The 15,263-nt window shown below is 72.1% G+C and carries 9 protein-coding genes and 1 pseudogene; 5 read left to right on the top strand and 5 right to left on the bottom strand.

Translation table 11 applies throughout. The features are described 5' to 3' along the window. Positions 1–8: 8 nt before the first annotated feature. From AVL59_RS27930 to AVL59_RS27920, 3 genes are all read left to right on the top strand, one after another. Positions 9–851 (top strand): oxygenase MpaB family protein, encoded by an 843-nt coding sequence (locus AVL59_RS27930; RefSeq protein ID WP_067309701.1) that lies wholly within the window; start codon positions 9–11, stop codon positions 849–851. Between the two features lie 121 nt (positions 852–972). Beyond that, the gene (locus tag AVL59_RS27925; RefSeq protein WP_067309698.1) at positions 973–3,189 is read left to right on the top strand and encodes a serine/threonine-protein kinase; all 2,217 of its coding nucleotides are present in this window, start codon (positions 973–975) and stop codon (positions 3,187–3,189) included. Between the two features lie 154 nt (positions 3,190–3,343). Next, positions 3,344–4,903, top strand: coding sequence for a phytoene desaturase family protein (locus AVL59_RS27920; RefSeq protein WP_067309694.1), 1,560 nt, complete (start codon positions 3,344–3,346; stop codon positions 4,901–4,903). A 23-nt stretch (positions 4,904–4,926) separates the two neighbouring features. Here AVL59_RS27920 and AVL59_RS27915 read toward each other — a convergent pair whose 3' ends face one another. Then, positions 4,927–6,699, bottom strand: a complete 1,773-nt coding sequence (locus tag AVL59_RS27915) for a serine hydrolase (protein WP_067309691.1) — start codon at positions 6,697–6,699, stop codon at positions 4,927–4,929. Positions 6,700–6,825: 126 nt separating this feature from the next. On the opposite strand from AVL59_RS27915, the gene AVL59_RS27910 reads away from it, so the two are divergent. Together AVL59_RS27910 and AVL59_RS27905 are read left to right on the top strand one after the other, a co-directional pair. Continuing rightward, a complete protein-coding gene (locus AVL59_RS27910) occupies positions 6,826–7,938 on the top strand; it encodes an NAD(P)H-dependent flavin oxidoreductase (RefSeq protein WP_067309689.1) in 1,113 nt (370 codons plus the stop codon). Continuing rightward, on the top strand, positions 7,935–9,485 hold the full coding sequence (locus AVL59_RS27905; RefSeq protein ID WP_067309686.1) for an acyl-CoA synthetase: 1,551 nt from the start codon (positions 7,935–7,937) through the stop codon (positions 9,483–9,485). Before AVL59_RS27910 ends, AVL59_RS27905 begins: the two co-directional genes overlap by 4 nt. A 16-nt stretch (positions 9,486–9,501) precedes the next feature. Here AVL59_RS27905 and AVL59_RS56160 read toward each other — a convergent pair whose 3' ends face one another. From AVL59_RS56160 to AVL59_RS27890, 4 genes and pseudogenes are all read right to left on the bottom strand, one after another. Beyond that, positions 9,502–10,683, bottom strand: coding sequence for a helix-turn-helix transcriptional regulator (locus tag AVL59_RS56160; protein WP_308281788.1), 1,182 nt, complete (start codon positions 10,681–10,683; stop codon positions 9,502–9,504). Positions 10,684–11,847: 1,164 nt separating this feature from the next. Beyond that, positions 11,848–12,405: pseudogene (locus tag AVL59_RS56670) on the bottom strand (ATP-binding protein); the annotation flags it as partial. Between the two features lie 257 nt (positions 12,406–12,662). Then, a complete protein-coding gene (locus tag AVL59_RS27895; RefSeq protein ID WP_067309682.1) occupies positions 12,663–13,670 on the bottom strand; it encodes a (-)-alpha-amorphene synthase in 1,008 nt (335 codons plus the stop codon). Beyond that, the gene (locus AVL59_RS27890) at positions 13,654–15,129 is read right to left on the bottom strand and encodes a cytochrome P450 (protein WP_079147023.1); all 1,476 of its coding nucleotides are present in this window, start codon (positions 15,127–15,129) and stop codon (positions 13,654–13,656) included. Before AVL59_RS27890 ends, AVL59_RS27895 begins: the two co-directional genes overlap by 17 nt. Between the last annotated feature and the right edge of the window lie 134 nt (positions 15,130–15,263).

Raw genomic sequence — 15,263 nt, 5'->3', positions numbered from 1 at the left:
CTGCGGGCATGGGCGACCCCGGGCTGTTCACCCCGAAGTCCGTGACCTGGCAGATGCACGGCGACCCGATGATGTGGGTCGCCGGCGTCCGCGCGCTGTACCTCCAGGCGCTGCACCCCCGCGCGGTCCGGGGCGTCATGCAGAACTCCGACTTCCGTCGTGACGCCTGGGGCCGGCTGATGCGCACCGCGAACTTCGTCGGCACGACGACGTACGGCACCACCGAGGCGGCCGAGCGGGCCGGCGCCCGGGTACGGAAGATCCACCGCACGCTGACGGCGACCGACCCCGGCACCGGTGAACGCTACGGCATCGACGAACCCGCACTGCTGCTGTGGGTGCACTGCGCCGAGATCGACTCCTATCTGCACGTCCTGCGCCGCTCCGGCTTCCCGCTCACCGACGCCCAGGCCGACCGCTACATAGCCGAACACCGCGTCAGCGCCCGCCTGGTCGGCCTCGATCCGGACGCCGTACCCCGCGACCGCGCGGAGCTGGCCGCGTACTTCGCCGAGGTGCGGCCGGAACTGGCGGCGGGTCCCGAGGCACGCGAGGTGGACGACTTCCTCCTCCGCCCGCCGACGCACCCCCTTCTCGTCCCAGCGCGCGAGGTGCTGTGGCGGCGCGTGGCCCAACTGGCGTACGCCTCCCTGCCTCCGTACGCCCACGAGCTGTACGGCAGACCGGCCCCCGCACCCGCCGTCGTCACCCGCCGGCTGCGGGCCACGGGCGCCCTGCTTCGCCGCGTTCCCGCACGTCTGCGCTGGCAGCTGCCGCCCAAACACATCCTGCGCGCCATGGCGAGGCTCGGTCCGAGTGCGCGACCGGCACCGTACAAACTGGGGCGATAGGCCGCCATACTGGACGAGCAGGGGGGTGTGTCATGGATCGGACCGCGTGGTGCGCGGTCGCGGTGCCGTGGCCAGGTCCTCCAGGGGGCGGGGCGGACACCGACGGGGGCGACGGCGCGCGATGGGGGAGAACAGGCTGATTCAGGGCCGCTACCGGCTGCTCGATCTGATCGGGCGGGGCGGCATGGGCGAGGTGTGGCGGGCCCGCGACGAGTCCCTCGGCCGGCAGGTCGCGGTGAAGTGCCTCAAGCCGCTCGCCCCGCACCACGACCCGTCCTTCACCCGCGTCCTGCGGGAACGGTTCCGCCGGGAGGCCAGAGTGGCCGCCGCCCTCTCGCACCGCGGCGTGACCGTCGTTCACGACTTCGGCGAGTACGACGGCGTCCTGTACCTCGTCATGGAGCTGCTGGAAGGGCGCGATCTGAGCCGTCTGCTGGAGGACAACAAAGGGCATCCGCTGCCCGTGGCCGACGTGATCGACATCGCGGAGCAGGTCGCCGCCGCCCTCGCCTACACCCACCGGCAGGGCATAGTGCACCGCGACCTGAAGCCCGCCAACATCGTGCGGCTGACCGACGGCACCGTGAAGATCTGCGACTTCGGCATCGCCCGCCTCGGCCACGACATCGGCTTCACCGCCCGGCTGACCGGCACCGGCATCGCGATGGGCACCCCGCACTACATGTCCCCGGAGCAGATCGGCGGCACCGAGGTCGACCAGCGCAGCGACCTGTACTCGCTGGGCTGCGTCCTCTACGAAATCGCCACCGGAGCACCGCCGTTCGACCTGGACGACGCCTGGGCGATCCTCATCGGCCACCGCGACACCCCGCCCCGCCCGCCGCGCGCCCACCGTCCCGAACTGCCCGCCCGCTTCGAGCACATCGTCCTCGACCTGCTGGCCAAACGTCCCGAGGAACGCCCCCGGGACGCCCGCGAGCTGGCCCGCCGCCTGGCCGAAGGCCGGACCGCGTCCGGATACGTACCGACGGTGGTGACGCGACGGCCGCGCCCCGAGGACCCGGATCCCGGCGAGGGACGCCTGCCGCCCTGGACCCGGGGCATGACCACCGGTCACAAGGCGGTCGGTGCCGGGGCGCACACCGTGCCGCCGGACGCCGGGGCCGCCCTGACCGGCGCATGGACCGCGCGCCCGGCCGCCGGGGTGGCCCTTCTGTCCCGCCCGTCGCCGGACGCCGTCGCCGTCCTCACCGCACGGCACCACGAGGGCCTCACACTCGCCCGGCGCGGCCACTGGGCCCAGGCGGGCGAGGTGCACCAGGCCGTCGCCGCCGAACGGGCGGCACTGCTCGGCCCCGACCACCCCGACACCCTCGCCAGCCGCTACGAGGTCGCCTTCGCCCTCAGCCGCACCGGCCGCGCCGCCGAGGCACTGCGCGCCTACACGGACGTCGCCGAGGCCAGAGAACGCGTCCACGGCCCCGACCACGCCGACACGCTCGCCGCACGTCAGGAGACCGCCTACGTACTGGGGCAGCTGGGCCGCCACTTCGAGGCCCACCAGGGCTACACCTCCGTGCTGGCCACCAGGATGCGCGCCCACGGCCCCGACCACCCGGACACCCTGCGCTGCCGCCACAACCTCGCCTTCAACCTCAGCCGTCTCGGCCGGCTGGAGGACTCGCACCGCATGGCCCACGACGTGGCGGCCGCCCGCGCCCGCGTCCTCGGCACCGAGCACCCCGACACCCTGGTCAGCCGCTACGAAGTCGCCTACACGCTCGGCCAGCTGGGCCGCTGGGAAGAGGCGCTGCAGACCTACCTCGAGGTCGCCGAGGCGCGCGGCCGGACCCTCGGCCCCGACCACCCGGACACGCTCGCCGCCCGCTACGAGGCCGGCATCAGCCTGGGCCGCCTCGGCCGCAGCGGGGACGCCCTCCTGCTGTACCGCGACCTGATCGAGGACCGCACCCGCGTCCAGGGCCCGGCCCACCCCGACACCCTGCGCGCCCGCCACGGCCTCGGCGTCAACCTCGGCCGTCTCGGCCGCTGGGAGGAGGCCCTGACCGAGGCCCGCGACGTGTGCGCGCGGCGCGTACGCGTCCTCGGTGCCGAGCACCCGGATGCCCTGGTCAGCCGCCGCGAGGTGGCCGTCGCCCTCGGCTGGCTCGGCCGCTGGGCGGACGCGCTCACCGAGTACCGGAGGGTCGCCACGGCCCGTGAGCGCGTCCTCGGCCCCGACCACCCCGACACCCTCGCCAGCCGCAACGACGAGGCCCACTGCCTGGAACAGCTCGGCCGAGGGGCGGAGGCGGTAGAGCTTTACCGAAGAGTGGCCGTCCTGCGGCAGCAGCACGCTTCGGGCGGACGGCCCTGAAGCGCCCCGTAAGGGGCGCGGGGCCGTATTCATGTGCGGCTCCGCCACGTGGGCGCGACCAGCCGCATACGGCCCGCACTTTTGGACGGCGCTCCCCGGCGGAGCGCACGGCACGCCTCTGGTCGCCGTAGATCATCACGTGTTACGAAGAACCATGCCTGCCAACGAGGGAACCCGGACGTACGACGCCGTCATCGTCGGCGGCGGCCACAACGGCTTGGTCGCCGCCGCCTATCTGGCTCGGGCCGGCCGCTCCGTACTGGTGCTGGAACGGCTGGACCACACCGGCGGCGCCGCCGTCTCGACCCGCCCGTTCGCCGGGGTGGACGCGCGGCTCTCGCGCTACTCCTACCTGGTCAGCCTGTTGCCGCAGAAGATCGTGCGCGACCTCGGTCTCGACTTCCGGGTCCGCGGGCGCACCATCTCCTCGTACACCCCGGTCGAGCGCGGCGGACGGCCCACGGGACTGCTCGTCGGTGGCGGGGAGCGCCGCACCCGCGAGGCCTTCGCCCGGCTGACCGGCGGCGAGCGGGAGTACGAGGCCTGGCAGCGCTTCTACGGCATGACCGGCCGGCTCGCCCAGCGCGTCTTCCCGACCCTCACCGAACCCCTGCCCACCCGCGACGAACTGCGCCGCCGCATCGACGACGAGACCGCCTGGCGGGCGCTGTTCGAGGAACCGATCGGCGTCGCCGTCGAGGAGAACTTCACCGACGACCTGGTGCGGGGCGTGGTCCTCACCGACGCGCTCATCGGCACCTTCGCCGGCGCCCACGACACCTCCCTCGCCCAGAACCGCTGCTTCCTCTACCACGTCATCGGCGGCGGCACCGGCGCCTGGGACGTACCCGTCGGCGGCATGGGCGCCCTCACCGACGCACTGGCCGACGCCGCGCGCACCGCGGGCGCGGTCCTCGCGACCGGACACGAGGCGGTCCGCATCGCCACCGACGGGCACACCGCCGAGGTCACCTACCGCACGGCCGACGGCGAGGGCGTGGCCGCCGCACGGCACGTCCTGGTGAACGCCTCCCCGCAGGAGCTGGCCGTCCTGACGGGCGACCCGTCGCCCGAACCCGCCGAGGGAGCCCAGCTCAAGGTCAACATGCTGCTCACGCGGCTGCCCAGGCTCCGGGACTCCTCGGTCGACCCGCGCGAGGCCTTCGCCGGCACCTTCCACATCGCCGAGGGCTACGACCAGCTGGCCACCGCCCACGCTCAGGCCGCCGCCGGCGAACTCCCCGCCGTGCCGCCCTCGGAGATCTACTGCCACTCCCTGACCGACCCCTCCATCCTCGGCCCCGACCTCGCCGACCGCGGCTACCAGACCCTGACCCTCTTCGGCCTGCACACCCCGGCCCGGCTCTTCGCCCGGGACAACGACGCCGTGCGCGAGGAACTGCTCAAGGCCACCCTCGCCCAGCTGGACGCCCACCTCGCCGAGCCCCTCACGGACTGCCTGGCCACGGATGCCGACGGCCGCCCCTGCATCGAGGCGAAGACCCCGCTGGACCTCGAACGCGACCTGCGCCTGCCCGGCGGCAACATCTTCCACCGCGCCGTGTCCTGGCCGTACGCCCAGGAGGACACCGGACGCTGGGGCGTGGAGACCCGGCATGCCAACGTCCTGCTGTGCGGTGCGGGCGCGGTGCGCGGAGGAGGCGTGAGCGGGGTGCCGGGGCACAACGCGGCCATGGCGGTGCTGGAGGAGTAGCGCGCGGGCCCCGGAAGAGGAGGTCAGTCCGCCGAGGCCGTCCAGCCCACCGCCTGGATCCGTGCCGCGTCCGCGGGCCGCGCCTCGTCGAAGACGACCTCGCCGTCCGCCTCGATGCGCGATGCGTCGACGTAGGCGCCACGGCCGACGTACAGCCGGTCCGTGGTGTACCGCCAGCGCACGGTGAGCTGCCGGGCGGCCGGCGGCTTCGCGGTCAGGCGGTGCCAGACGCGACCGGACCAGCCGGTCACCGAACCCCCGGGATGCTCCTGCGGTGCCTCGCCGTCGCGCTCGGTGGTGAACGGCACCGGCTGCCAGGTGGTGCCGTCGTCCGTGGTGGCCTCGAGCACGAGGACGTCCCCGGCGGGCTCGATGTCCCACCACAGGGCGCAGCACAGCCGCGCGGCGCCGGGCGAGGTGTCGACCGCGGGCAGGGTGAGGGTCGCGGTCGTGGCGGAGGCCGTACCGGAGAACCAGGCGGTACGGCCTCCGGCCGGCCGTACCGGAACCGCGCGGGCCAGGTGGGTGCCCGCCGCGACCCGGGGCGCGGACCCGGACCGCCACGTGCGCACCGGGTGAACGGAGTTGCCCAGCACGACGAGGAAGGAGTCGGTCGTCGGGTCCAGCACCAGCGAGGTGCCGGTGAAGCCGGTGTGGCCCGCGGTGCGCGGGGTGGCCATGGCGCCCATGTACCAGTGCTGGTAGAGCTCGAAGCCGAGCCCGTGCTCATGGCCCGGGAAGGCGGTGTTGAAGTTCGTGAACATCAGGTCCACCGACTCGGGCTCCAGGATGCGCGCACGGCCGTAGACGCCGCCGTTGAGCAGCGTGCGGGCGAGCACCGCGAGGTCCCAGGCGCACGAGAACACCCCCGCGTGGCCCGCGACCCCACCGAGGCTGAAGGCGTTCTCGTCGTGCACCTCGCCCCACACGAGCCCGCGGTTCAGCCCCGACCACGGCGGGCGGGCGTCCTCCGTGGCGGCGATCTCCGGCTTCCAGGACGCGGGCGGGTTGTAGCGGGTGCGGGCGAGGCCGAGCGGGGCGGTGATCTCCTCGCGCAGCAGGGCGTCGAGGGGCCGGCCGGTGGTCTTCTCCAGGACGAGCTGGAGGGAGATCAGGTTGAGGTCCGAGTAGAGGTAGGCCGTACCGGGCGGGTTGAGCGGCGCCTCGTTCCAGATGAGGCGGAGTTTCTCCTCGTACGTCGGCGCCTTGTAGAGCGGGATCCAGTCACGGAAACCCGAGGTGTGGGTGAGGAGCTGACGGATCGTGATCCGCTCCTTGCCGGCCCGGCCGAAGTCCGGGAGGTACGAGGCGACGGTCGCCTCCAGTTCCAGCGTGCCGCGCTCCAGCTGCCGCACGGCGAGCAGCGAGGTGAACAGCTTGGAGAGCGAGGCGAGGTCGAAGACGGTGTCCTCGGCCATCGGGATGTGCCGACCGGCCGGGAGCTCGATACCGGTGTCGGTCTTCTCGTCGTATCCCGCATAGCGCACCGCCATGCCGATCGGCCGGTGCAGGGCCACGGTCCCGCCCCGCCCGGCGAGCAGGACGGCACCCGCGTACCAGGGGTGCTCGGGGGAGGGGCCGAGGAACGTCTCGGCCTCGGTGACGAGCCGGCGCAGGTGCTCCCCGAGGAGGCCGGCGCGTTCGGGGGAGCCGTGGCGCAGGGTGGGACGGTGAGCGCCGGACAGCGGGGCGGCTTCGGCCGGGCCGACGGGCAAGGGGATGAGGGCGAGGGCACCGCCCAGGGTCAGGGCGCCCAGTTGACGGCGGGTGAGTCTGGTGGCCACCTCATCGGTCATCGTGAAACTGTCCTGTCGGGTGGGGGACGTGTCAATGAGGCGTGCGGGTCCCCTGCGGGAAGCCGAATCTGACGGAGCATCAGAAAAGGTCTTCCGTCGTCCGGACGACTGCGGCATCCTGCGCCCATGCAGACGGAGCTGAGCAGGAAACTGGGAGTCGAGCACGCCGTCTTCGGCTTCACGCCGTTCCCCGCCGTCGCCGCGGCCATCAGCCGGGCCGGCGGCTTCGGTGTGCTCGGCGCGGTCCGCTACACCGCACCCGACGACCTCAGACGGGACCTCGACTGGATCGAGGCGCACATCGGGGGCCGCCCCTACGGGCTGGACGTGGTGATGCCCGCGAAGAAGGTGGAGGGCGTCTCCGAGGCGGATGTCGAGGCGATGATCCCCGAGGGGCACCGGCAGTTCGTGCGCGACACGCTCGCCAAGCACGGGGTGCCGGAGCTGGCCGAGGGCGAGGCGTCCGGGTGGCGCATCACCGGGTGGATGGAGCAGGTCGCCCGCACCCAGCTCGACGTCGCCTTCGACTACCCGATCCGGCTGCTGGCCAACGCCCTCGGCTCCCCGCCCGCCGACGTCGTCGCCCGCGCCCACGACCGCCGCGTCCTGGTCGCCGCGCTCGCCGGCAGCGCCCGGCACGCCCGCAAGCACCAGGAGGCCGGCATCGACATCGTCGTGGCCCAGGGCTACGAGGCCGGCGGCCACACCGGGGAGATCGCCTCCATGGTGCTGACCCCGGAAGTCGTCGAGGCGGTCGATCCGCTGCCCGTGCTGGCTGCGGGAGGCATCGGCACCGGACAACAGGTGGCGGCCGCCCTCACTCTCGGAGCCCAGGGTGTATGGCTCGGCTCCATATGGCTGACCACCACAGAAGCGGACCTCCACTCACCCGCCCTGACCGGCAGGCTCCTCGCCGCCGGGTCCGGCGACACCGTCCGCTCCCGCGCCCTGACCGGGAAACCCGCCCGCCAGCTCCGCACCGAGTGGACCGACGCCTGGGACGACCCCGCCGGGCCCGGCACGCTGCCCATGCCCTTGCAGGGCCTGCTGGTCGCCGAGGCGGTCTCCCGCATCCAGAAGTACGAGGTCGAGCCGCTGCTCGGCACGCCGGTCGGCCAGATCGTCGGCCGGATGACCAGCGAGCGCAGCGTCCAGGCCGTCTTCGACGATCTGACCCGCGGCTTCGAGCAGGCCGTCGACCGCGTCAACCGCATCGCCGGAAGGAGCGGCCAGTCGTGACCACACCCCCCGCCGGATTCTGGGCCCAGGCCGCCCAGAATCCCCACCGCACGGTCCTCATCGCCCCCGACGGGGAACAGTGGACCGCCGGACGCCTGCACGCCGCCGCCAACCGGCTCGTCCACGGGCTGCGCGCGGCGGGCCTGGAGCGCGGCGACGCCTTCGCCGTCGTCCTGCCCAACGGCGTCGAGTTCTTCACCGCCTACCTGGCCGCGAGCCAGGCCGGGTTCTACCTCGTTCCGGTCAACCACCACCTGGTCGGCCCCGAGATCGCCTGGATCGTCGCCGATTCCGGCGCGAAGGTGCTCATCGCCCACGAGCGCTTCGCCGCGCCGGCCCGCCACGCCGCCGACGAGGCCCGTCTGCCGGCCACCCACCGCTACGCGGTCGGCGAGGTCGAGGGCTTCCGGCCGTACGCGGAACTCCCCGGCGGACAGCCCGAGTCAGCGCCCGCCGACCGCACGCTCGGCTGGGTCATGAACTACACCTCCGGCACGACCGGACGCCCGCGCGGCATCCGCCGCCCGCTGCCCGGCAAGCCCCCCGAGGAGGCCTACCTCGGCGGCTTCCTCGGCATCTTCGGCATCAGGCCCTTCGACGCCAACGTCCACCTCGTCTGCTCGCCGCTCTACCACACGGCCGTCCTCCAGTTCGCGGGCGCGTCCCTGCACATCGGCCACCGCCTGGTGCTGATGGACAAGTGGACCCCCGAGGAGATGCTCCGCCTCATCGACACCCACGAGTGCACCCACACCCATATGGTCCCGACCCAGTTCCACCGCCTGCTGGCGCTCCCGGACGAGGTGAGGGACCGGTACGACGTCTCGTCCATGCGGCATGCCATCCATGGCGCCGCCCCCTGCCCGGACCATGTGAAGCGGGCCATGATCGACTGGTGGGGGCACTGTGTGGAGGAGTACTACGCGGCCAGCGAGGGCGGCGGAGCCTTCGCCACCGCCGAGGACTGGCTGAAGAAGCCCGGCACGGTCGGCAAGGCCTGGCCGATCAGCGAACTCGCGGTCTTCGACGACGACGGGAACCGGCTGCCGCCCGGTCAACTGGGCACGGTGTACATGAAGATGAGCACCGGCGGCTTCTCGTACCACAAGGACGAGGCCAAGACCCGCAAGAACCGTATCGGTGACTTCTTCACGGTCGGGGACCTCGGCTACCTGGACGAGGACGGCTACCTCTTCCTCCGCGACCGCAAGATCGACATGATCATCTCCGGCGGGGTCAACATCTACCCGGCCGAGATCGAGTCCGCGCTGCTCGCCCACCCCGCCGTCGCCGACGCCGCCGCCTTCGGCATCCCGCACGACGACTGGGGCGAGGAGGTCAAGGCCGTCGTGGAACCGGCCCCCGGACACGAGCCGGGTCCCGCACTCGCCGCGGCGCTGCTCGATCACTGCGCGGAGCGGCTCGCCAAGTACAAGCGGCCCAGGACCGTCGACTTCATCGCCGAGATGCCCCGCGACCCCAACGGCAAGCTGTACAAGCGGCGGCTGCGGGATCCGTACTGGGAGGGACGGACGCGTCCCGTGTGACGAGCGGCGTCGTCGCTCACGATCGAGGGCGGGGGAACCTCTCCAGGGCACTGGTGAGGTCGGCCGCATCGGTGCCGATCTTGCGGTAGACGGACGAGAGCAGCTGCTTCACCCCTTGTTCGGTGAGGCGCAGTTGCTTCGCGACCACGGCCACCGGGTGGCCCTGGACCGTCAGTTCGGCGGTTCGGCGTTCGTGGGCCGTGAGCGTGTCCGTCTGTGCGTAACGCAAGGGCAGCGGCCGCAGCCCGGCTGCGGAGAGCTCCTCCCGGGCCCGGCCGGACAGGGCCTCGGCACCGCAGTGGACGGCGCCTTCCAGCCCCTGGTAGAGCCGGTCCGCCGCCTCCTGCAGCCGGCCGTGCCGGGACAGCGCGGCGCCGTGGCCGACCAGGGCACGGGCCAACTCGTACGAGGCGGGCGACCGTTCCAGGTGTTCCACGGCCTCCGTGTACAGATCGAGCGCGGCGGGTCCGCCGGTCACCTCGGCCTCGGTGTGGAGCGCCTGGCCGATCACGGAGGCCGCGCCGAAGTCCCGGGCCCGCTTGACGGCGTCCCGGGCGAGCGAGACCGCCCGATCGGGGGCGCTGGAGGCGACGGCGGACGCCAGGCTCAGTTGCCAGCGGCACCAGGCGGGGTTGCGCCAGGCCCGTCCCTCCAGCCAGTCCCCGACGGCGGACAGCAGGCGCTCCGCCTCGGCGTGCCGCCCCTCCGCCAGGAGCAGTTCTGCGTACACGGTGCGGGGATCGGGGTAGATGACGGCGTTCGGGACCACTTCACCGTAGTGGTAGGAGTCCGCGAGTTGCCGGGCGTCCGTGGTGCGCCCACGGGCCAGCAGGGTCTGGATGAGGATGCCGATGGCGAACCACTGGGCGGGCACCGCCCCTTCCATCTTGTCGGCGGTGCGCAAGCCCTCCCGGGCCAGTTCCTCCGCGTCGGTCAGGCAGCCGCGACGGTAGCGGATGTAGCCGAAGAGGGTCTGGCCGAGGGCCAGGTGGGAGCCGCGCCAGCCTTTCCGCTCGCACTCGGCCATACCCCTGGTGAAGAGTTCCTCGGCCCGTCGTGGCTGGTCGCAGTACATGAAGACCAGGGCGACGGAGACGGGCACCTCGAAGCCCCGGTTCTCGTCGGTCCAGCTCATCCCGCCGCGCAGGGCCTGCTCGGCACAAGCGAGGACGGTCTGCCGCGGCTCGCCGCGGACCACGGCGTCCCAGGCTCGCAGCCCCAGGATGTACCGTTCCTCCAGACCGCGGCCGGTCAGCTGCTCGGCCAGGCGGGCAAGCCTGCGCGAGCGGGCGGGGGCGTCGGGCTCGTCGGTGCGGAACGCGCTCTAGACGAAGTGATCGGCCTGCATGCGCAGTCGGACGCGGGGACTGGCGGTGTGGTGCGCCTCCTCGGCGGCCACGGTCGCCGCCTCGGCCAACTGGTCGGTGTGGGCCAGCGCCTGGGTCAGCCGGTAGACGATGGAGGCACGAAGATCGGGATCGGCGACGGGCTCGGCCAGTGCCTCGCGGAGATGGGTGACCGTGGCTGTGGGGTCCATCAGGAAGGTCGCGCCCGCGATCTCGTGGAGGAGCTCGGCACGGTCCTCGGTGACCGGGGGCTCCTGCAGGGCCCGGGCCAGGACACGCCGGGCGGCTTCCGGGGCCCCGGCGCGCAGGTACTCGCGGGCGGCCTTGCGCAGGCATTCGACCACCTCGGGCCGGCCGTCGCAGGGAACCTCCAACAGGTGCCGGGCGGCCGCGCTCGCACCGAGCCCCGCCGCGAGGACGGCCTGGGAGGCCGCGTCGTGCATGCCGACCCGAAGGTGCGAAGGGATGGAGCGGTAGATCGTCGTGGCGATCAGCGGGTGAACGAACTCGAGGCCCCCGGGGCCGGGGCTGCCGGCCAGGATCCGGGCGGCACGCAACCGCTCGGCAGCCTCGGCGGCTTCCTCACTGCCGACCACGGCGATGGTGGCGGCGAGCTCCGGTGCGGCGGGCGCACCGAGTACGGCAGCCGCATAGGCGAAGTGGACCGTGGTCGTGCCCAGCCGACGAAGACGCTCGATCAGCCCGGGGCCCTTGACCGCCGCGGCGACGTTCCGCATCGCGGGCAACTCGTCCTGTGTGCCCTTCAGGTTCCGCTCGCCGAGCCCGATGGCGAGTTCCACCGCCTCGAACGGGCTCCCGCCGGTGACCGTCCAGCATTCCTCGCAGAAGTCGTCCTCGGCCCCGTCCCCCACCTCGTCCCTGACGATCCGCGCCACGGCCGGGGCGCTCAGCGGCGCCAGAGCCTGGGGCCGGTTCCCGTGCCGTGCCACCAGAGCGCGGAAAGCGGCAGCCTCGGGCGGCAGTTCGTCGGGCCGGTAGGCGACCACGATCAGCAGCGGAAGGTCCGCGGCCCGCGACGCGAAGGACGTGAGCCAGCCGAGGGACTCGACATCGGCCCAGTGCAGGTCGTCCAGGAGCAGGACGACGGGCGCCTTCCGCACCGTGAGGCGCGTCATCACCCAGTCGAGGCCGTCGCGCACTCCGGTCGGGTCGGGGGCATGGGCGGTGTCCGTCGCCTCCAGACCGAGCGCACCGGCGACGATGTCGTACCAACTTCCCAGGAAGACATGTACGTCCTCGTCCATCAACGCCAGGGCGGGCTGGACGAGCTGCCGTACCACACGGAACGCCGATTCCTGTTCGTTCTCGCCGCCCCGGCCCGACAGCACCGTGAACCCGCGTGTCGTGGCGCGGGTGCGCGCCTCCGCCATGAGCGCCGACTTTCCCAGCCCGGCCGGACCGGTGAACGCGAGCAACCCGCCGGGCAGCGTCCGCGGCACGCCGTCGGCCGCGTCGCGAAGCTCGGACAACGCCGAGTCGAGAGCCTGGAGTTCCCGGTCACGCTCGAGCAACGGGCAGGACTCGATGATCGACTGCCGTGCCCCATGCGTCATGTGCCCTACCGCTTCCCGTCGTTGAACCTCGCAGGACAGCGCCGAGCGTACGCCCGTGAAGCACACCCGATGGCCGTAAGGAGATACGAAGATTGCACAGAAGGAGGAATTGTCCGCCGGATCGGTTCGGCTGCGCGCCCTTCGGGTAATAAGACTCGAATGGCTCCCACCGGGAGCGGGGCAGCGGAGACGACGGTTCGCGAGCTTGCCCTGACGCTGTGCGCCCGCCGCGCGGCACCGGCGGGAGCACAGCACGCTCACAGGAGGGCGGGCGCCGCAGCCGTGTCCGCGTAGCGCGGCACCGTACGGGACCAGTAGTAGCAACCGCGCATCCAGTTGACCATCCCGTCCACGTAGCCGACGCCGGCAGGGCTCAGCTGCGGTTCGATCTCCGCGTAGTGCCGCTGGAACTCGTGGATCGTGTCGTTGATCTGCCGGATGGCCAGCATGACGGCCACCGGCAGCGAGCATCGGTGGGTGCGCTGGTGGGCGAGGGCCAGGTTGATCATGCCGCCTGTCCGTTGCTCCTTGACCGCGGAGAAGAGGTCGGCCGTCCACACCGCCGCGTCGACCGACAGACGCATGAGTCGCCGCATCGCCGGGTGATAGAGGTCCTCGGGAGGCACTTCACAGGGTTGCGCCGCCTCGTACAGGGGGCAGAAGGGCTCGACGCCCGCGGTGAGCGAACGTATCGAGTTGGACAGATCGATGGGTACGGGGAGGCGCTGGTCCTGGGCCACCGCCTCGTACAGCAGGCCGTGGACGTACTCGCGGCCCGTCCATGCCCAGCGCGCGGCTTGCGCCGGTGTGCACCGTTCCCGGACCTGCCGATGAAGATCGGCCAGGGCCGCCCCCAAGAGGGTGCTGGGCGGTTTGCCGTCCCGCAGGATCGCGATGCTCTCGGTCAGCATGGACAGCAGCCGGCCCGGCGACCGCCGGCCGACCTCTTCCGCCCGGTCGTCGAAGATGAACTGGTAGGCGACTTGATTGGCCACCATCTGGAGGATGCCGGAGTCCACGGTCGGGCTGTTGTAGGACGCGAGCACGGCCGGCCGGGTATAGGCGATCATCGCCGCCACCCCCGGTTCGTCGGTCAGCCCCCGCGCGCGCAGCCATGCGTCGACGCCGGCGACCGCCTCGGATTCGTGCGGATTGCTCCGGAAGGCAAAAGGCATGTAGAGGTGGGCGTCGATCAGTTCCTTCAGATTGGAGGCCGGAGTCTCGCCTTGTGATGCGAGCGTGAATTCCTCATGCGTCGTCGACACCGCTGTCACCTGACATTCGGGAAGCCTGTACGCGGGATGCCTGAGTCGCTCCAGGCGCGCGAGAACCGGTGTGCAGGGCGGTGCCGACCGGCACGCGCGCACGCGACTCGCAGATCATGACGAGAGACCGGGGCCCCAGTGTCGCTCCGGGACGGGGTGGTTCGACGGGACCCGGCACATGGCGCAGACGCCAGCGGCCGGCGACGGTGGCGAGGGCGACCGTGGCCTCGGCCATGGCGAACGCCTCGCCGATGCATGTGCGGCTGCCCGTGGCGAACGGGATCAGCGCACCGTGCGCCCCGGCGGCGCCCGGGCCCGGCAGCCAGCGGTCGGGGAGGAAGCGCCCGGGGTCGGGGAACCACGCGGGATCGTGGTGCAGCAGGTAGGGGCTGTACAGAACGGTGGCTCCCCGGGGGAGACGGCACCCGGCGAACTCCGTCTCCCTGGTGGTGACACGGGTGAAGAGCCAGCCCGGCGGTGAGTGGCGCAACGTCTCGGTGACGACGGCCCGGGTGTGGACGAGGCGTGGCAGATCGTCGGGCCCGGGCCGCCTTCCCCCGGGGAGAACGGCATCGACCTCGGCGTGCAGCCGGCGCTCCGCCTCCGGGTTCTGCGCCAGCAGGCTGAAGGCGGACGCCAGGCACAGGGCGGTGCTCTCGGTTCCGGCGAGCAGGAGCGAGACGAGCTGATCATGGACCTCCTGCGCGGTGACCGCCGGTTCCGCGCCGTCGCCGTGCGTGGCCTGGAGCAGCGTCCCCAGCAGGTCGTCACGGGGGTCGCCCCGACGTCGCTCGGCGATGGCCGCGTCGATGATCGCGTGAGTGCGCTCGACCGCGCGCCGGTAACGGCGGTTCGCGGGCGTGGGCACGCGGAACAGGGCGTCGATGGGCACGACGGTGCGGACGAACAGGCCGTGGACGATGGCGGCCAGACACTGCCGTACCTCGGCGGCCGTCCCGGTGTCCAGCGAGTCGGAGAAGAGGACACGGCTGATCACCCGCGTCGTCAACGCCATCATGGCCGCGCTGATGTCGACCTGCCGGCCGGCCTCCCACTCGCGGCACACCGCCTCGGCTTCCTCACCCAACAGGTCCGCCCGCTCGGCGAGGCGGGAAGGGCGGAAGGCAGGTTGCAGCAGCCTGCGCTGCCGCCGGTGGTCCTGGTGAGGGCAGGTGACAACACCGTTGCCCATCAGGGTCCGGAGCCTGTCGAACAGCGGACCCCCTTTGTCGAAGGTGCGTGTGTCCTTGAGCATTCGGTGGACCAACTCCGGGTGACACACCATCCAGGCCCGCTGGGGACCCAGCCGTATCTCGACCAGATCCCCATACGCGGGCAAAGAATTCAGAAAAGCCAGCGGGCGACGGTACAAGGCGATACCGTGGCCAACTAATGGGAATATGCCTGGCGCAGTACCCACCTTCCAAGCACGTTCCTGTTCAGGCACAACGTGGCTCATCAGATACCCCCTGCCTCAAATGACACTCGAAAATCGGTGAATGGTGCACTGACTTGGCGCCTGAGTCATGTCCTGCCCAGTAAGGCCTGGTGTTGGTTATTGCGAATCCTTTCTGCAGGGGGGCGCACGGGAGC

It is taken from the genome of Streptomyces griseochromogenes, assembly GCF_001542625.1.
Lineage (GTDB): Bacteria > Actinomycetota > Actinomycetes > Streptomycetales > Streptomycetaceae > Streptomyces > Streptomyces griseochromogenes.
The sequence above is the reverse complement of the archived record's forward strand: the minus strand, read 5'-3'. Positions and strand labels throughout refer to the sequence as shown.